This window comes from Azospirillum sp. SYSU D00513, from assembly GCF_017356015.1.
Classification (GTDB): Bacteria; Pseudomonadota; Alphaproteobacteria; order Azospirillales; family Azospirillaceae; genus Azospirillum.
Genome location: NZ_JAFIQV010000025.1, coordinates 90,905 through 108,419 on the forward strand (window position 1 = coordinate 90,905; position 17,515 = coordinate 108,419).

The window sequence follows — 17,515 nt, forward strand, 5'->3', positions numbered from 1 at the left end:
TCAGAGCGCTCAACTTGCATGCCCGGCAATGGTTCCCGCTTTCATGGGGCCGTCATGTTTCACATGCACGCGCGGCAGCCTTGTCTTTGGCGGAAACCTCCGCGGAAGGCAGGGGCGAACCGATCCTCAGGCATCGACGTCCGGCCCAATGACGAAAGGGGCTGCCCGGCCGGACAAAAGGCCCCGGCCGGACAGCCCTCTTCATCGACGCGAACGTCTGGTGCGCCGCGCCGCTTACGCGATGGTGCCGTCGTAGAGCGCGGGCTGGATCGCGTCCATCTTGGCGCTGTTCACCGTCCAGTCATCGGTCATGATGCCGCCGGTGTCGCCGGAGCCGGGGCTCCAGCCCCAATAGGTGAAGCTGACGCTCTCCTCGCCGGCGGCAAGGTCGGACTGGCCGTCGCCGTCGTAGTCGCCGTCCACATACTGGATGAAGGCGTCCAGCCACTGCTGGTCCTGGGTGGTCTCCAGCTTCGTGCCGAACTCGCCGACCAGCACCGGGGCGACCTCGTCCTGCACGATCCAGCCCCAGGCGTCGTTCCAGACCTCCGTCATGTTGTTCGGGAAGTCGGAGTCGCTGAACCAGCCGAAGCCGGCCATGGAGGGCGGGTAGTCGTGCACGGAATAGACCAGCTTGCCGTCCACGTCGAAGTCGATCGGGTCCGTCTTCACCCCGTCCAGGTTGCCGCCCCACCAGTAGGTTCCCTCGGCGGACTGCTCCACGCCCTCGACGATCATCAGCCAGTTCGGGTTGACGGACTGGATGGCGTTGCCGATGCGCTCGGCCGCGGCGGCCCAGTCGGTGGCCTGGTTGCCGTCGCCCCAGGTGGCCTGGCCGTGCGGCTCGTTGTGCAGGTCGGCGGCGATGACCGACGGGTTGTCGGCGTAGCGCTCGGCCAGCATCTTCCAGTTCTCGATCATCACGGATTCCGGATAGTCGTCCGTGTACCAGAGGCCGTTCTCGTTGGCCGAGGCGCCGTCGCCGGACCGGTGGTGGTCGAGGATGATCTTCATGCCGGTCTGGTCGGCATAGTCGATGATCGCGTCGAACACCTCCAGGCTGGTCTTGCCTTCCAGTTCCGGGTTCAGTGAGTAATCGATGCCGGTCGGCATGCGCCCGTCGTCGAGCATGGCGTCGGACCAGGGCAGGCGGATGGTGTTGAAGCCCTGCTCCTTCATCTGGTCCATGATGTTCGTGTAGCTGTCCTGCCACATGCCCTGGGGGGCGAAGGCGTAGCCCTCGGCGCCGAACCAGTTCACGCCCGTCAGCTTCACGTTCTGGCCCGAGCTGTCGACGATCTGGCTGCCCTCGGTGTGCAGATAACCGTCGGCGATGGCGCCGCTGGCCGTGCCGGTGTCCGTGTCCGAACCGGTGCCCGCGTCCGAACCGGTGGCCGTGTCCGAACCGGTGGCCGTGTCCGAACCGGTGATCGTCCCAGTGCCGGCGGTGCTGTCGGTACCAGTATCCGTGCCGGTGCCGGTCGTGGTGTCCGTTGCGTTCGTGCCGCCTGCCGTGAACAGGGGCTTGTCCGCGTTCACCACCAGCGTGCCGTTCCAGTAGAGGTCGGCCTGCCCCTTGACCACGTCCTGGCCGTCCAGCGTGCCCTTGTCGTAGCTGGCCGTGGCGTCGGTCGAGGCCACCTCATGGCCGTTGATCGTCACCGTGCTGACGTGCAGGTTGCGGTCGGCACCGGCGGCGGCGCCATCGTTGTCGTACTGCACCTGGATCTTGTGCGCTTGGCCGCTGCTGAGATCGGCCTCGAAGGTGAAGTCCTTGGCGTCGGTGGAGGCCGTGCCCTCCCCGATCTTCTGCCCATCGGCCAGCACGGTGAAGTGGGCGTTCTGGCCGCCGGCCGCACTGCCCCTGGCGTTCACGACGATGGAGGTTGCCGCGTCCGAGCCACCGCTGCCGCTTTCGCCGCCGTTGGTGGAGGCGCCGGTTGCGCTGTCCGTGCCGTTGCCGGTGAGCGGCGTCGCCGATGCGGCCGAGCCCGTGACGAAGGAGGACGGCGTCTGGAAGGTCAGCCCGCCGTTCCACCACAGGCCTTCCTGGCCATCCATGGGCTCGGCCGGGGCATCGTCGTCCTGCCGCTCATAGACGGCGTCCGCCGCCTGGAGGGTGTTGCCGTTGACGCTGATGGATTTCACGTAGAGGTCACGATACTGGCTGTTCGCATCGTCGTTGTCGTAGACGACCTGGACCGTGTGCTCCTCGCCGGCCGCGAGATCGGCGGTGAAGCTGTAGGGCTTGGCGCTGGTCGCGGTCACCGAAGCCGAGCCGACCTCCTTGCCGTCGACAAGCAGACGGAAATGCGGAGCCAGATCATCGGTCGAGTTGCCATAAGCATTGACGACAATATTCGTCGCAGACGAACCAGTAGTGTTCGTAGCCATTACTTTTATCCGTGATGTTTGCGGTGACCAGATCCTTGCCGCCCAAAGGTTAACGGATCGTTACCAAAACCAACGCAAACACCCCTTCCCTTGTGGCAAAGATAAGCCACGGGAGGATTTTCTTGCATGCTGCGGCAAGGCAACATCGCGCACGCGCGAGCCATATCCGGCAAAACCACAAAGAATCCGATTAGAAAAAAATCTTCCAGCTTTCCTGCCAAACCGTCCGTATCCGCGACGGCGCCAAGCGGTTTTCCCCGGCCTATTTTGATCACAACTCCCTAGCGCAGGAGTTTCCACTGGCGGCCGTATCAGTTCCGACAGCCGGGCGGCTTGGCGATGTCCAAGGCGCCGCTCCGACGGGGCGGAACCCAAAAGCCAGGCGGGTCCATCCCGGCCTCGATACGCCCGGCTGTCCCCGCCGGCGCGAATGCGCCGACGGCAGACACCGAAGTGGAGACACGCCGATGACCAGAAAAATTGAAAAGCCTGTCGGCACCAAGGATGGCCCGAGCAAGCTTCAAGTGAAACCATAGGACTATAGAAGTCATTCTGTGACTAAACAGCATCGCATCATTTAATTTCTTTCCCATTCCGGAAGTCTGAACTAAGTTTCGAAGCTCTCTGATGGACAGAGAAAGAAACAGCCAAAATCAATGCACCACGAACGGCGATGACTCACTGCCTCGCAGGGAAGGTTTCCATTCGCCTTGCACTGATGATTTCGGCTGAAATGTTAGGAGAATGAACATGGCTATCAACCTCGTCACTGAAATGCTCAAGACCACCCTGGCCGGCACCGCCGTTTCGGCGAGCGCGGATCAGGGCCTGTCGGGCAGCACGGCTGCCGAGCAGAACGCCACGGCTTCCACCGCCACCGCTGACGCTTCGGCCGACGCTTCGGCGGCGAATACCGCCGCCACCGCGGACGTGGGGGAATCCACTCTCTCCACCACCGCGCTTGGCCACACGGACGGCGCTATCCGCCCCGCCCCGGCGCCATCCCTGGACGATCTCACCGAGGGAGACATCGCCGCTCTCAAGGCCGCCTATCTCGACGTGAAGGAGGCCCTGGCCGAAGCGCAGGAAAGCGATTCAGCCGAGACTGGGACCAACAGCGGTGATGCTGGCACGGCAGTGGAAGATCAGACGGAAGCGGACCGCGCGGCGGACATGAGCCACGGCGCGCACGGCGCCGATCCCCTCGCTCGGCTCCTGGCCGAGGCCACGGGCGACAGCGTCGGCGACATCCAGGGCGTCCTGCATCTGGTCCGCGAGGTGGCGCGGCAAGAGCACATCGACGCGACCGGCCGGCCGGTCGCCGACACCGCCACCGCCGGGGAGGAGAACCAGTCCTCATCCGAAACGGCGGCGACCGAAGCTGACCACGCCGGCCAGGATGTCACCCTCTGGCATGACCATCCGGAGGGGATCGCGGATCGGTTCGGCGGAGCGGCGCCCAATGGAATGGGCGTGGAAACGGGCCACGGGCTTGGGCGCGCCCAGGCCGGAGCCGGCGGCTACTGGCACGACGCTCCGGCCCGGCCGGCCCTCGTGGAGCCGAGCGCGTCCGGGAACGCCGCATCGGACACGCCCCTCGCACCAAAGGAGGACGGCGCCCTGCTCCATCACCACGTCGCCGCGAATGCCGCCGTGACGCTGGACGATGATGTCGTGTCCGCCGTGGACCAGTTCACGGACGTCATGGAATCCCTCGACCTGTTCCCGGCCCACGGCCACGGCGCGGAGATCCCGCAGATGGAAACCGCCTTCTAAGGGCCTCGGGTCCGGGTGATCCGGGCGGCGGGGACGGCGGCCAAGGAGCGCACGCCTTTCCCGCTGCCTCCTTCTGCGGCGCCGCCATGGCGCCGTCCCGACCTGCTTCCGGCCGGGTGGCCTGGTCGATGTCCAGGGGCAGCCTGAAGGCCAGGCGGGCCGCTTTTCCGGGCTCCGCTGCGCCCGCCTGTCTTCCCCCGGCCGTCTTCCCCCGGCCGTCTTCCCGTTGCCCGCACACCGCCATCTTCCGGATGGCGTCCACGAAATTTTCTCCGGCCGCGCAGGATTCCCGGCGCTGCCGACGTATCATGGCTGATCGAAGGCGCCCTCGAGGGGCGAAGGATGGGTTTTTGGCGCTTTTGGACGAAGCGGACGACGAGACACTGATGGCCGAGGTGGCCGCGGGCGACCGGGCGGCTTTCGACGTCCTGGCCCGCCGGCATCTGCGCCGCAGCATCGCCATGGCCCAGAAGGTCGTCGGAAACGCGAGCGATGCCGAGGAGGTGGTGCAGGACGCCTTCGTGCAGGTCTGGACCCACGCCGACCGCTGGCGCGGCGACGGCTTCCGCTTCTCGACCTGGCTCTACCGCATCGTGCTCAACCGCGCCATCGACTACCGCCGCCGCCGGAGCTTCCAGCCGCTCGACGAGGCCGTCGAGCTTCCCGATCCCTCGCCGGGCGCGGAACGGCTGATCGAAGAGCGGCAGATGGGGGCGGCGGTGGAGGCCGCCATCGCCGCCCTGCCCGAGCGGCAGCGGGCAGCGCTCAGCCTGTGCTATTACCAGGACATGAGCTGCGCGGAGGCGTCGGAGATCCTGCAGGTGTCCGTCTCGGCGATGGAAAGCCTGCTCGTGCGGGCGCGGCGGATGGTCCGGTCAAAGCTCAACACAGTGATCCGTCAGAAGGACGGCGATCAGCCATGACACTCAAAGAGTTCAAGCGTTACGTGGATCTGCATGGCGGCGACCTCGACCGCTGGCCGGCGCCGGCCGGAGTGGAAGCCACGATCCTGCTCGACGAATCCGAGGAGGCCCGCACCCTGCTGGCCGAGGCCGCCGCCCTCGACGCCTTGCTCGACCGGGCTGTTCCACGGGTATCCGACGCCGCCGTGGAGCGCGCGATGGGCCGCATCGCCGCCCGCATCGATGCCGCCGCATCCGCCGACGCGTCGCCCTGGCGGCTGGCGCCCGCCCCCTTGAGCTTCTGGCCGACGGCGAGCTTCCTCGCCGTCATGGGGCTGGTCGGCTTCCTGGTCACCAGCACCGGACTCCTGCCGGTCCAGGACGCCTATGCCGCTGGGCTTCCCGACATACTGGTGATGAACGGCTATCTGGGAGTTGCCCAATGACGCGGACCGTCCAGCGCCGCTGGCCCTGGTACCTGCTCGTCGCCTCGCTGGCCGGGAACATGCTGCTGGGCGGCGTCTTCGCCGCGCGCTTCTTCCACCACCCGCCCCCGCCGGGTCCCGAACATGCCGTGCGGCGCTTCGTGGAGCGCGCGTCCGAGGCCCTGCCCCCGGCCGACTCCGAGATCCTGCGCCAGGCCTTCGAGGCGGAGCGCGGCACGCTCGCCCGGATGGGCGGGAACATGGAGGAGCTGCAGCGGCGGCTGCGGACCGCCGCGGCCGCCAAGCCGTTCGACGCCGAGGCCCTCAACCAGGCTTTCGAGACGGCGCGGACGACCGATATGGAACTGCGCCGGCAACTCGACGCAAAGGTGATCGAGGTGCTGGGCCGCATGTCGGAGGAAGGGCGGCGGCGGCTGGTGGAACTTGGCCCCGGACGCCCTGGCCCCAGGCGCCAGCCATAAGGGGAAACTATCGGGTGAATAGGGACAATATCTTGGCCCTTTTGCTCGGCAGAGCGTACATTCAGCCTTGCGAACATGTTTCGCTGTCTCCTCGCCAACGGCGGCAGCGGGATGCGCCTCGCAAAGGTTTGACCTCCCGCCCACGGGGTCCTTCCCCGTGGGCATCTTTTCAAACCTGAAGCCCCTCCCGGCACCGTCCCGCCGCAACCTCGGCCGGAGCTTTTGGGGGAGCCCTTTCGAAACGGAGATTACGCCGGCCCCGCACTGTTCAGCGTTCCGACAGAGGAGGCACGTCACCATGGGCATCGTCGAATTCAGGCGCGACATACCGCGGCGTGGCACAGCAAGCCAAGGCGCTCCTCCGCCGGACGGGGACATCGCCCCCTTCGCCGAACGCGTGGCGGCACTCTGCCGGAACCGGATGCTGGAGTCCGGGAACGGGGCCGTCGCCCTCCTTTATATAGAAAACAGCCTGGCTAGCGACCCGGAACAGGTGCTGCGCGCCGTGCGCTGGCTGGAACGGACCGGCCGCGCCGAGGTGCGGGAATTCAGCCTGCGCACCCGCCCGCACGTCACCGTCCCGGCGGTGTGCCGGATCGACGACATCGGCCCCTGGAGCACCGGCAAGGGGACCGCCTGACGGGAGCAGGGCCTGCGGGGACCGCGCGGACCGCTCAGAAGCGCTCGCGCATCTCCGGCAGGGTCACGATCCGCACCCCTTTCTCCTCCAGCCTGCGGCGCAGCGTGGACGCCATGGCGACGGCGCTCGGCTCGTCGCCATGAACACAGACGGAATGGGCGGTGCAGGGGATGCGCTTGCCCGAAGCCGAGACGATGACGCCCTCTTCCAGCATGCGCAGCACGTTGGCCGCCGCAAGATCCGGATCGTGGATCATCGCCCCCGGCTGCCCGCGCGGCACGAGGTTGCCCTCGTCGTCGTAGCCGCGGTCGGCGAAGACCTCCTCCGCCGTCGGCAGGCCCAGCGCGCGGCCGGCCTTCGCCATCTCCGACCCGGCGGGGGCGAGATAGATCAACGAGGGATCGACACCCTTGATCGCGCGCCCGATCGCCATGGCGAGCGAGGCGTCCACGGCCGCCATGTTGTTCAATGCGCCATGCGGCTTGACGTGGGTGACGGCACCGCCGCAGGTCGCGGCGATGCCCATCAGCGCCCCGACCTGATAGGCGACCATCGCCTCCACCTCGGCCGCCGCCATGCGCAGCGGCCGCCGCCCGAAACCCTGGAGGTCGGGGTAGGAGGGGTGCGCGCCGAGGCTGACGCCCTTGGACAGGGCGTTGCGGACGGTGCGCGTCATCACCGCCGGGTCGCCCGCATGGAAGCCGCAGGCGATGTTGGCCGAGGCTATGATGCCGAGCATCGCCTCGTCGTCGCCGATGTCGTAGGCGCCGAAGCCCTCGCCCAGGTCGGCGTTCAGGTTGACGGTGATGGTCATGGCGCGTTCCCCTTCCTGCATTTTTCCGTCGGCGACCCGCGCCGCTGCCCGCCGGACCTTATAAAAGATCCGGAATGTCGGCGTTGCCGTTCACGATATCCACGACGCCCGACACCAGATTCTCGGTGTAGAGCGCGTCCAGGTCGATCCCGCCCGCCGGGCGCACCGCGCGGATGCGCCGGATCATCCCGGCCAGCGCCTGCTCCTGCCTTCGCCGGATCGCCTCGGCCTCCTCCACCGTGACCGCCCGGAAGGACAGCGCGTCGCCCGGCCGCAGGCGCCCGGCGCGCGGCAGGTCAGCCGAGATGACCGTCGCGATCTTGGCGTAGCCGCCGGCCGTCTGGTGGTCGTTCAGCAGAAGGATCGGCTGCCCGCTGCCCGGCACCTGGATGGAGCCGGTCACCAGCCCGTCGGACGGGATGTCGGCGGAGCCCCTGTGCGCCAGGGCAGGCCCTTCCAGCCGCAGCCCCATGCGGTCCGCCTCCTTGCCGACCCTGAAGCCGGATGACAGGAAGGTCTCGACTGCCTCCTCCGTGAAGCGGTCCTCCTGCGGGCCGAGCACGACGCGCAACGGCCCCGTCGCATAGTCCGGCGGCTCCGGCAATTCGACCTCGGCGCCCTCCGGCGCATCGCCGAGCACGAGCGGCAGGCGCGCGCCCTGCCCCAGCGGCTTGCCCCCGAGCGGTCCGACCCCGGCCCTGACATAGGTGGAGAGGCTGCCGAGGAAGGGCTCGAAGGCCAGCCCGCCGGCCACCGCCAGATAGGCGACCGACGCCCCCGTCACGGCGCCGAGCACCAGCAGGTCACCGCGCCGGAGCCGATGGGTCCGGTTGGCGGCGAGCGGCGTCGGCGCCTGGCCCTCCCGCTCCAGGCTCAGCGCCATCGGCCCAACCGCGGCGACCCGCACCGACTCCGCCTCGACCCTCAGTGCCGGGCCGAGCAGTGCCACCTCGACGCCCGCCGTGCCCTGCGGGTTGCCGACCAGCGCGTTGGCGAGCCGGAGCGCGATGGGGTCCAGTGCGCCGGCCACGGGCATGCCCAGCTCCTGGTGGCCGAAGCGGCCGAGATCCTGGATCGTGGCGAACAGGCCGGGGCGCGCGACCGTGAGGCAGTGGGCTGTCAGAAAGGGGGCGGTCATGGCGCGGCCCTCAGGCTTTCGGGATCGAAGCGCCCGCTTGCCGCCTCCGCCGCCAGTGCGTCGAAGCGGGCGCGGTCCACCGGCTCGAAACGGACGCGGTCGCCAGCCGCCAGCAGAACGGGCGACGGGCGCGTGGCGTCGTAGAGAGGCACCGGGCAGCGCCCGATCAGATGCCAGCCGCCGGGGCTCTCCCAGGGATAGACGGTGGTCAGCCGCCCGGCCATGGCGACGGACCCGGCGGGCACGCGCACGCGCGGCTCGGTCCGGCGCGGCCGCTCCAGCTCGGGTGCCAAGTCGCCCATGTAGCCGAAGCCCGGCATGAAACCCAGCATGTAGACGAAATACTCGCCCGCCGCGTGGCGCTCGGCCAGAGCCCCCGCCGTCAGACCGAGCGCCGCCGAGACCTCCTCCAGGTCCGGCCCAAGCTCCCCATCGTAACAGACCGGCAGGCGCCAGAGCGCGCCCGTTCCCGCCGCCGTGCCCAGACCGGAGAGCTCCGCCTCCACGGCGGCCTGCATGTCGCGGCGGCCGGTCGCCAGCGGGTCGTAGACGACCATGAGGGAGCGGAAGGTCGGCACCGTCTCGACCAGCCCGGGCGGACGCGCCGCCTTCAGCCGGGCGTGCAGCGCCATGACGCGGGCGTTGGTCGGCCGGTCTATGCCCTCGCCGAACTCGACGTTGAAGGCGGTGTCGCCGACCGTGGTGAAGCGGATCGCGTCCAAAGGGAAGCCCTCACCCGATCATCAGGGACGGCAGCCAGGTGACCATGCCCGGGAAGATCCAGAGCAGGACCACCATGACGATCATCAGGCCGAAGAAGGGAAGGGTCGCCTTGCCGATGGTGAAGATATCCTTGCCGGTCATGGATTGCAGGACGAACAGGTTGAAGCCGACCGGCGGGGTGATCTGCGCCATCTCCACCACGATGATGATGTAGATCCCGAACCACAGCAGGTCGATGCCAGCCCCCTGCACCATCGGCAGAATGACCGAGGTGGTCAGCACCACCATCGAGATCCCGTCCAGGAAGCAGCCCATCAGCACGAAGAACAAGGTCAGCACGACCAGAAGCGAGGCGGTGGAGAGCTGCATGGAGGTGATCCATTCCGCCAGCAGGCGCGGAATGCCGGTGTAGCCCATGGCGACCGTCAGGAAGGCGGCACCCGCCAGGATGAAGCCGATCATGCAGGAGGTGTGGGCCGCCCCCAGCACGCTGTCGCGGAAGGTCACCCAGCTCAGCGTGCCGGTGGCGAGCGCCAGGACCAGCGACCCCAGCACGCCGATGCCCGCGGCCTCCGTCGGCGTGGCGATGCCGGCGTAGATGGAGCCGAGCACGGCAATGATCAGCAGCATGACCGGGATGAGGGAGCCCGTGTCGCGGATCTTTTCGCCCAGGCTCTGCCCCGCCTCGCGCGGGGGCACGCGGGCCGGGTTCATCAGCGACCAGGCGCCGACATAGGCCATGAACAGCAGCGTCAGCACGATGCCGGGGATGACGCCGGCGATGAAGAGACGGGCAATCGACACGTCCGCCGCCACGCCATAGACGATCATGATGATGGAGGGCGGGATCAGCAGCCCCAACGTCCCCGCCCCGGCCAGAGAGCCGACGATCATCATCGGGTCGTAGCCTCGCCGGGTCAGCTCCGGGATGGTCATGCGGCCGATGGTCGCCGCCGTCGCCGCTGACGATCCGGAGACCGCCGCGAAGATCGTGCAGCCGACGATGTTCACGTGCATCAGCCGACCGGGCAGCCAGCCCGTCCAGGGCGCCAGCCCCTTGAACATGTCGGCCGAGATGCGCGTGCGGAACAGGATCTCGCCCATCCAGATGAAGAGCGGCAACGCCGTCAGCGTCCAGGAGGTGCTGGCGCCCCAGATGTTGGTCGCCATGACCATGCCGATGGGCCGCGTGGTGAAAAGCGCCATGGCGACAAAGCCCACGCCCGCCAGCGCCAGCGCCACCCAGACGCCGGCGCCGAGCATGAGGAACATCGTCGCCACGACGATGACGGATGCGATCGTCTGATCCATGGCTTCAGCCCTCGCTCTGCATGGCGGCGGTCTCGTAGGAGGCGGGCCGGCCGCGGAGCACGGCCAGCAGGTCGTCGAGCAGCGCCACGACCAGGATCACCAGCCCGGCCCCCATCGCCGCCTGCGGGATCCAGAGCGGGACCGGCAGGATGCCCTGCCCCACATCGCCGAAATCATAGGAATCCCAGGTCATGCGCAGCCAGTAGAAGGCGAAATAGCCGGTGAGCGCCGTGGCGAAAAGCAGGCAGGCGAGCTCCATCGCACGCCGCGCGCCACCCCGCAGCCGCTCCACCAGCACGCCGACGCGGATGTGGGCACCCCGCCGCAACGCCGGCCCCAGCATCAGGAAGAAGGAGGCGGCCATGCAGTAGCCGGCCAGCTCGTCCGCCCCCGGCACCATCCGCCCGGCCAGCCGGGCGAACACCTGCGAAACGATCAGAATCCCGATCAGGACCAGAAACAGCGCGCCCAGCATCTCGGCCGCGCGGTAGAGGAAGGACAGGGCGGTTCGCATGGCGCGGCCGGCTCCAGAAAAGGCGGTGCCGGGAAAACGGCGTCCGCGGGGGCGGATGGGATGCGGAGCGGTGTCGGTGCCCCGCCCCTTCCCCGCCCGGCAACGCGGACAAGGGAAGGCGGCGAGGCCGGGCCTTACTTGCGGAAGGCCTCGATGATCGCGGCGCCATCGGCGCCGGCGGCCTTCATCCATTCGTCGGTCATGGTCTTGCCGATGGCGACGAAGCCGGACTTGAGCTTCTCCGAGGGGGGAAGAACCTTCACCCCGTTGTCGGCGAGCGTCTTGTTCAGCTCGGACGTCTTCTTCTCCCACTCGACCCAGCCCGCGGCCTCGGCCTTGGCGGCGGCCTCGGTGATGGCCTTCTGGGCGTCGGCGTCCAGCCCTTTCCAGACCTCGCTGCTGACGAAGACCATGTTGCGCGGCAGCCAGGCCTGGACGTCGTAATAGACCTTCACGAAGTCCCAGGCCTTGCTGTCCACGCCGGTCGCGGCCGAGGTGATCATGGCGGTCACGATTCCCGTGCCGAAGGCCTGGGCGACCTCCGCCGCCTCGATCTTGGTCGGCACGGCACCGGCCAGCTCGGCGATGCGGGTGGTGGCCGGGTTGTAGGCGCGGAACTTCTGGCCCTTCAGCGCGTCGATCGACCCGATCTCCTCCTTCACGTACAGGCCCTGCGGCGGCCAGGGGATCGAGTAGAGGAGCTTCAGCCGCTGGCGCTCAAGCTTCTTCTCCAGATAGGGCTTGGAGGCTTCGTACAGCTTGCGCGAGGAGGCGAAGTCGCTGGCCAGGAAGGGCACGGTGTCGAGGTTGAAGAGCGGATCCTCGTTGCCCCAGGAGCTGACCAGCACCTCGCCGAGCTGGGCCTGCCCGGACTGGACCGCCCGCTTGATCTCCGGATGCTTCACCAGCGAGCCGTTGGAGTGGACCGTGATGTCGATCTTGCCGCCGGTGGCGGCCTTCACGTCCGCCGCGAACTGGCGCACCGTGACGGTGTGCAGGTTCGTGTCCGGATAGGGGGTCGGCATGTCCCAGCTCTCGGCGAGCGCCGCGACCGGGGTGGCGGCGAGGCCGAGCCCGAAGACGGCGGCGGCGAGGCAGGAACGCAGGGTGGCCTTGGGCCTGATCGCGGTCATGTTCTGGGTGCTCCCTGTTCTATGAGGCGTTTATGCGACCGGAACCGTGGATACGCCCGCCAGCTCGGCGTTCAGCCGATCGGTGATCAGCATGTGGCCGGGGCTGTGGGCGATGGCGAAGGGAAGGCGGGCGGCGATGAGCGCCATCTGCGGGGTGACGCCGCAGGCCCAGAAGACGGGGACCTCGCCCGGATCCAGCCGCACCGCGTCGCCGAAATCGGGGCTGGAGAGGTCACGGATGCCGAGTGCCGCCGGATCCCCGATGCTGACCGGTGCGCCGTGCACGGCGGCGAAGCGGCGGGTGATCGCGGCGGCGCGATCGGCCTGGGCCGGCGTCATCGGACGCATGGAAACCACCATCCGCCCGCCGAAGGGCGGTGCCGCCACGCAAGGCCGGTCGGTGACGTACATCGGCACGTTGCAGCCCATCTCGATGTGGCGGACCGGCAGGCCCTCGGCCAGAAGCGCCTCCTCGAAGGAAAAGGAGCAGCCGATGGCGAAGGCCACCAGATCGTCGCGCCAGACGGACAGCAAGTCCGCCGGTTCCTCCGCCGGGGCGCCGTCGCGATAGACGCGGTAGCGCGGCAGGTCGGTGCGCAGGTCGATGCCGGCCCCCAGCTCCGGCAGGCCCGGATCGCCCGGCCGCGAAACGGCGAGCAGCGGACAGGGCACCGGGTTGGCCCGGCAGAAGCGCTCGAAGGCCGGGGCGGCGTCGGCGGGAACGATGGCGAGGTTCGCCTGCACATGGCCGGGCGCCAGCCCCGCCGTGGGACCAGGGTGACCGCCCCGGCGGATCAGCGCGCGGGCCGCCGCGCCGGGCCGCGTCGGCGGACCTTCCGGTTTGGGCATGCTCCGGGCGAGGGCTGGCATCACGGGCGGGGTCTCGCTGTGCATCGGTCGTACCACCAGGGTTCACGCATTCGTCATATCAGTCAAATCCTGATTTTGGATCGGTTTCGATAAAGGATTCTGATCATTCGCCGACACAGCGACCTCCAGCGCCATGTCCGCGACGATGGGGACCAGCGGGTTGTCGGTGCCGGCGGGATAGCAGATGGTGAAGTCGAGCCCGGGCAACGGGTCCTCCGCCGGCACGAGCCTGAGCCGGCCCTCGGCCAGTTCGCGGCCGATCACGGCGGGCGGGATGGCGCCGATGCCGATGCCGTCCAGCGCCATGCGCACGATGCTGGCGAGCGAGCTGTTCCCGTAGAAGCGCAGCGGCGGCAGGTCGGGACGCAGGAACATCCGCTGGATGGCGACCGACGGCTTGGTCCGGCGCGAGAAGGAAATGACCGGAAAGCGCGCCAGCTCGGCGAGGCTCAAGGGACCGTCCGGAAGCGCGAGCACCGGGCTCGCCGCCCAAGCCAGCGGGTAGCGGCACAGGGCGAGGTTCCGCATGTCCGGCTCCGGCATGGGGCCGAGCATGAAGGCGATGTCGATCTCGTGCGCCAGCAGCCCGTTGCGCAGGTTGATGGAGGTGTCCACCTCGACCTCCAGGCTGACCAGCGGGAATCGGTGATGCAGCCGCTCGATCAGCCGGGACAGCCAGGTGTGCACGATCGTCTCCGACACCCCCAGCCGGATCAGCCCGCGCAGCGTGGTGGATTCCGCGACCGCCTGCACCAGCTCGGCCTGGAGCGCCAGCATCCGCTCGGCATGGCCCAGCAGTTCCAAGCCTTTGGGCGTCAGCGTGACCCGGCGCGTGTCCCTGTTGAAAAGCTGGACGCCAAGCTCCCGCTCGAGCTGCGCGATGCGGGCGGACACGGCCGGCTGGGTCGTGTTGAGCCGCCCGGCCGCGGCCCGGAAGCCGCCCAGCCGGGTGATCCACACGAAGGCTTCCAGGTTCTTCAGGTCCAGCATCGCCCAAACCGGCTGACGGAATGAACGATCTTCACGCCAACCGCCCCGCCGCGCAAGCGCGGCACCGCAGGAGCGGCACCGGCATCCGCCCTACGGCGCGCCGGCCTTCCGCGTCGCCATGCGCAGGGCATGCGCCAAGCTTCCGGCGTCGTAAGGCTTCATCAGGTGGGTCGCCGCCGCGAGCGGCCCCTGTCCTTCTATGCCCGGCGGCCGGTCGTGTCCCGTGGCGAACACCACGGGAAGCCCTGGACGGCGCTCCAGCACCCGCAAGGCCAGCTCGTCGCCGGACATTCCCGGCAAGGTCAGGTCGGTCAGCAGCAGATCGACCGCTTGCGCCTCCAGGATGGACAGCGCCTGCTCGGCATCCTCCGCCTCGAGCACGCTGTGGCCGAAGCCCGCGAGCATGTCGGTGGTGGTCATGCGGATGAGCGCGTCGTCCTCGACGAGCAGGACGCGCAAGGGCGCCGTCCCGCCGGGACCGGACAGGCCTCCCACCGCAGTCGCCGGCCGGGCGCCGTTGCGCTGCTGCTGGTTGCGCAGGACATGGCGCAGCTTGCGGGCGAGCGCCTCGCGCGTGTAGGGCTTGGACAGAAGCTCCACCCCGGCGTCGAGGCGTCCGCCATGGACGATGGCGTTCTCCGTGTAGCCGGATGTGAAGAGCACGGCGATGTTCGGCAGCCGCTCCCGTGCCTTGCGCGCCAGCTCGGGACTGCGCAGGGAGCCGGGCATGACCACGTCGGTGAAGAGCAGGTCAACGGACACGCCGCTCTCCAGGATGGCGAGCGCGCTCTGCGCCTCGCGGGCCTTCAGCACCCGGTAGCCGAGATCGGACAGCATCTCGACCACGACCGCGCGCACCTCGTCGTCGTCCTCGACCACCAGCACCGTCTCCGAGCCGCCGCGCGCGGGCCCGGTCTCCAGATCGGTGGCGACATCCTCCTCCTGGTGCGTGCGTGGCAGGTAGAGGCGGATCGTGGTGCCCTGGCCTGGCTCGCTGTAGATCTTCACATGGCCGCCGGACTGCTTGACGAAGCCGTAGACCATGGAAAGCCCCAGGCCCGTGCCCTTGCCCTCGGGCTTGGTGCTGTAGAAGGGCTCGAACACCCGCTCCAACACGTCGGGCGCCATGCCGCAGCCGGTGTCGCTGACGGCGAGCATGACATACTGGCCCGCCTTCACCTCGGCATGCCGCTGCGCGTAATGGTCGTCCAGCGATGCGTTCCCGGTTTCGATGGTGAGCTTCCCGTGGCCGTCCATCGCGTCGCGCGCGTTGATCGCCAGGTTGAGGAGCGCGTTTTCCACCTGCGCCGGATCGACCAGCGTGTTCCAGAGACCGGCCCCGCTGACCGTCTCGATCTCGATCCCCTCGCCGAGCGCACGCCGCAGCATGTCGTCGAGGCTGCGGATGAGACGCCCGAGATTGACCGCCTTGGGTTCCAGCGGCTGCCGCCGGGCGAAGGCCAGAAGCGAAGAGGCGAGCTTCGAGCCGCGCGACACGCCGCTCAAAGCGTTGCGCACCCGCAGCTCCGCCCGCTCGTTGCCGGCAACGTCCCGCGCCAGGAGCTGGAGGTTGCCGCTGATGACCTGAAGCAGGTTGTTGAAGTCGTGGGCCACGCCGCCGGTCAGCTGGCCCACCGCTTCCATCTTCTGCGACTGGACGAGCTGCTTCTCCGCGGCCCGCAGGGCGGCTTCCGCGTCGCGCTCGGCGGTGACGTCACGGCCGACCGCGTGGATGAAGCTCTCGTCGGGGACGGCGGTCCAGGATATCCGGCGGTAGCTGCCGTCCTTGTGCCGGTAACGGTTCTCGAACCGCCAGGTGGTCTGGCCGTCGGCGAGGCTGCCGACCTCGGACATCGTCGATTCCACGTCGTCGGGATGCACGAGGTCGAGGAAGACCGACCCGACCAGATCCTCCTCCGTCCAGCCGAACAGGCTTGTCCAGGCCGGGTTCACCGACTCGATGGTACCGTCGAAGCGCGCCACCAGCATGATGTCGGTCGACAGCCGCCACATGCGGTCGCGGTCGTTGCGAAGCCCCTCCTCCATGACCTTGCGGTCCTGGATGTCCAAGTCGTTGCCGATCCAGCCGGTCACCCGGCCCTGGTCGTCCCGCACCGGCTCGGCGCGGATCAGGAACCAGCGATAGGTCCCATCATGCCGGCGCAGGCGGGCTTCCGTGTCGTAGACGGTTCCGCTGGCGCGAGCGGCGGCCCAGACGGCCTGGAGATCGTCCACGTCGTCGGGATGAAGGACGGAGGCCCAGCCCGTCGGCAGCGCCTCTTCCGGCGTCTGCCCGGTGTAGCTGAACCAGAACTCATTGAGATAGCTCAGCGTTCCGTCCGGGTTCCCGTACCAGACGATGCCCGGCGCCATGGAGGCAAGCTGCCGGAAGCGCTCCTCGCTGCTGGCCAGCGCCGCCGTGCGCTCGGCGACGGCCCTTGCGAGATCCTCGTTGGCCTGCCGGAGCTGCTCCTCGCGCTGTTTCAGCGCCTCGGTGATCCTGTGCCGCTCGGTGACGTCGCTGCACACGACCAACACGCCGCCGACGCCGCCCGGCTGGTCCTCGTCACCGATCGGGCTGAAGCCGTAGGTCCACCAGACCTCCTCCTTCTGCCCGTGGCGCGTCATGGGCAGGAGCTGGTCTTCGTTCCAGGTGGCCCCCTGCCCAGACATGACATGGTCGATCTGCGGGCCGATGACGTCCCAGATTTCGGACCAGCATTGCCGGCCAGCTTGCCCCAAGGCACTGGGATGGCGCTCGGGCCCGAGGGTCTGACGGTAGGAGTCGTTGTAGAACTGGATCAGCTCGTCGCCCCACCAGATGAACATCGGGTGGCGCGAGGTCAGAAGCAGGCGAACCGCGGTCTTGAGCCCCTGCGGCCATTGCTCCGGTGCTCCCAACGGCGAAGCCCGCCAGTCATGGGAGCGGATCAGCTCCCCCATCTCTCCGCCCCCGGCAAGAAAGCTGGCGTGGGCGGTGCTCCTGTCCGGCGCCATCATCTGTTCCATCGAAGGCGCACCTGTTCACACCCGTCATGGACAGAGCAAAGGGAAGCAGCGGTCCTTGGACGGCGGCTTTCGAAGGGCGGGAGGCGGCGGATCAGGCTGGAAGGCATCGGTACGCTGAGCAGTGACGGGAAACAGGATTTGCCATAGCGGGCCTGCCCCTGTCGACGGTATAGGACCATAAACTGGTCGTATGACCGATGGCGCAAGCAAAACGCGAAACGGCCCGGATCATGAGATCCGGGCCGTTCGAATGGGTGATGACAGGTGCAAGTGGCTGTGTGTTGCCGAGCTGCGTGTCCTTGGGTCCTGGTGACCTGGCGGCGACCGACTCTCCCACGCCTTAAGACGCAGTACCATTGGCGCTGAGGTGTTTCACGGCCGAGTTCGGGATGGG

The 17,515-nt window shown here is 68.4% G+C and carries 15 protein-coding genes; 5 read left to right on the forward strand and 10 right to left on the reverse strand.

The window, feature by feature from the left end:
- Positions 1–234: 234 nt before the first annotated feature.
- Positions 235–2,394 carry a carbohydrate-binding domain-containing protein gene (locus JUB11_RS18890; protein WP_207460124.1) on the reverse strand — a complete coding sequence of 720 codons (2,160 nt, stop codon included), beginning with the start codon at positions 2,392–2,394 and terminating at the stop codon, positions 235–237.
- 750 nt (positions 2,395–3,144) lie between these two features.
- Between JUB11_RS18890 and JUB11_RS18895 the strand changes: the two genes are divergently transcribed.
- The 5 genes from JUB11_RS18895 (at position 3,145) to JUB11_RS18915 (ending at position 6,619) form a co-directional block, all read left to right on the forward strand.
- Positions 3,145–4,170: a hypothetical protein gene (locus JUB11_RS18895; protein ID WP_207460125.1), complete on the forward strand. Its 1,026-nt coding sequence runs from the start codon at positions 3,145–3,147 to the stop codon at positions 4,168–4,170.
- A gap of 350 nt (positions 4,171–4,520) precedes the next feature.
- Positions 4,521–5,093, forward strand: coding sequence for an RNA polymerase sigma factor (locus JUB11_RS18900; RefSeq protein WP_247887161.1), 573 nt, complete (start codon positions 4,521–4,523; stop codon positions 5,091–5,093).
- Positions 5,090–5,518: a hypothetical protein gene (locus tag JUB11_RS18905; protein WP_207460127.1), complete on the forward strand. Its 429-nt coding sequence runs from the start codon at positions 5,090–5,092 to the stop codon at positions 5,516–5,518. The genes JUB11_RS18900 and JUB11_RS18905 overlap by 4 nt, the downstream gene beginning before the upstream one ends.
- Complete coding sequence (locus tag JUB11_RS18910) at positions 5,515–5,979, forward strand: periplasmic heavy metal sensor (RefSeq protein ID WP_207460128.1); 465 nt, start codon at positions 5,515–5,517, stop codon at positions 5,977–5,979. Before JUB11_RS18905 ends, JUB11_RS18910 begins: the two co-directional genes overlap by 4 nt.
- A 298-nt stretch (positions 5,980–6,277) precedes the next feature.
- Positions 6,278–6,619 (forward strand): hypothetical protein, encoded by a 342-nt coding sequence (locus tag JUB11_RS18915; protein ID WP_207460129.1) that lies wholly within the window; start codon positions 6,278–6,280, stop codon positions 6,617–6,619.
- Between the two features lie 34 nt (positions 6,620–6,653).
- On the opposite strand, the gene JUB11_RS18920 is transcribed toward JUB11_RS18915, so the two are convergent.
- The 9 genes from JUB11_RS18920 to JUB11_RS18960 form a co-directional block, all read right to left on the reverse strand.
- Positions 6,654–7,433, reverse strand: coding sequence for a 5-oxoprolinase subunit PxpA (locus tag JUB11_RS18920; protein WP_207460130.1), 780 nt, complete (start codon positions 7,431–7,433; stop codon positions 6,654–6,656).
- 58 nt (positions 7,434–7,491) lie between these two features.
- Entirely contained in the window at positions 7,492–8,571 is a 1,080-nt protein-coding gene (locus JUB11_RS18925) for a biotin-dependent carboxyltransferase family protein (RefSeq protein ID WP_207460131.1), read from the reverse strand.
- The gene (gene pxpB, locus JUB11_RS18930; RefSeq protein ID WP_207460132.1) at positions 8,568–9,293 is read right to left on the reverse strand and encodes a 5-oxoprolinase subunit PxpB; all 726 of its coding nucleotides are present in this window, start codon (positions 9,291–9,293) and stop codon (positions 8,568–8,570) included. The genes JUB11_RS18925 and pxpB overlap by 4 nt, the downstream gene beginning before the upstream one ends.
- 10 nt (positions 9,294–9,303) lie before the next feature.
- Positions 9,304–10,605: a TRAP transporter large permease subunit gene (locus JUB11_RS18935; RefSeq protein ID WP_207460133.1), complete on the reverse strand. Its 1,302-nt coding sequence runs from the start codon at positions 10,603–10,605 to the stop codon at positions 9,304–9,306.
- Between the two features lie 4 nt (positions 10,606–10,609).
- Entirely contained in the window at positions 10,610–11,119 is a 510-nt protein-coding gene (locus JUB11_RS18940; protein ID WP_207460134.1) for a TRAP transporter small permease, read from the reverse strand.
- 134 nt (positions 11,120–11,253) lie between these two features.
- Positions 11,254–12,252, reverse strand: coding sequence for a TRAP transporter substrate-binding protein (locus JUB11_RS18945; protein ID WP_207460135.1), 999 nt, complete (start codon positions 12,250–12,252; stop codon positions 11,254–11,256).
- 30 nt (positions 12,253–12,282) lie between these two features.
- Positions 12,283–13,101, reverse strand: coding sequence for a putative hydro-lyase (locus JUB11_RS18950; RefSeq protein ID WP_207460136.1), 819 nt, complete (start codon positions 13,099–13,101; stop codon positions 12,283–12,285).
- Positions 13,102–13,164: 63 nt separating this feature from the next.
- Entirely contained in the window at positions 13,165–14,112 is a 948-nt protein-coding gene (locus JUB11_RS18955; protein ID WP_207460137.1) for a LysR family transcriptional regulator, read from the reverse strand.
- A 90-nt stretch (positions 14,113–14,202) separates the two neighbouring features.
- Complete coding sequence (locus tag JUB11_RS18960) at positions 14,203–17,121, reverse strand: PAS domain-containing protein (protein WP_207460138.1); 2,919 nt, start codon at positions 17,119–17,121, stop codon at positions 14,203–14,205.
- Between the last annotated feature and the right edge of the window lie 394 nt (positions 17,122–17,515).

Bases quoted from the DNA above. Each gene is read 5' to 3' on its own strand.
- JUB11_RS18890 (WP_207460124.1), bottom strand. From the start codon at position 2,394: ATGGCTACGAACACTACTGGTTCGTCTGCGACGAATATTGTCGTCAAT.
- JUB11_RS18910 (WP_207460128.1), top strand. From the start codon at position 5,515: ATGACGCGGACCGTCCAGCGCCGCTGGCCCTGGTACCTGCTCGTCGCC.
- JUB11_RS18925 (WP_207460131.1), bottom strand. From the start codon at position 8,571: ATGACCGCCCCCTTTCTGACAGCCCACTGCCTCACGGTCGCGCGCCCC.
- JUB11_RS18960 (WP_207460138.1), bottom strand. From the start codon at position 17,121: ATGGAACAGATGATGGCGCCGGACAGGAGCACCGCCCACGCCAGCTTT.
- JUB11_RS18950 (WP_207460136.1), bottom strand. From the start codon at position 13,101: ATGCCCAAACCGGAAGGTCCGCCGACGCGGCCCGGCGCGGCGGCCCGC.
- JUB11_RS18920 (WP_207460130.1), bottom strand. From the start codon at position 7,433: ATGACCATCACCGTCAACCTGAACGCCGACCTGGGCGAGGGCTTCGGC.
- JUB11_RS18905 (WP_207460127.1), top strand. From the start codon at position 5,090: ATGACACTCAAAGAGTTCAAGCGTTACGTGGATCTGCATGGCGGCGAC.
- JUB11_RS18940 (WP_207460134.1), bottom strand. From the start codon at position 11,119: ATGCGAACCGCCCTGTCCTTCCTCTACCGCGCGGCCGAGATGCTGGGC.
- JUB11_RS18915 (WP_207460129.1), top strand. From the start codon at position 6,278: ATGGGCATCGTCGAATTCAGGCGCGACATACCGCGGCGTGGCACAGCA.
- JUB11_RS18935 (WP_207460133.1), bottom strand. From the start codon at position 10,605: ATGGATCAGACGATCGCATCCGTCATCGTCGTGGCGACGATGTTCCTC.
- JUB11_RS18945 (WP_207460135.1), bottom strand. From the start codon at position 12,252: ATGACCGCGATCAGGCCCAAGGCCACCCTGCGTTCCTGCCTCGCCGCC.
- JUB11_RS18895 (WP_207460125.1), top strand. From the start codon at position 3,145: ATGGCTATCAACCTCGTCACTGAAATGCTCAAGACCACCCTGGCCGGC.
- JUB11_RS18955 (WP_207460137.1), bottom strand. From the start codon at position 14,112: ATGCTGGACCTGAAGAACCTGGAAGCCTTCGTGTGGATCACCCGGCTG.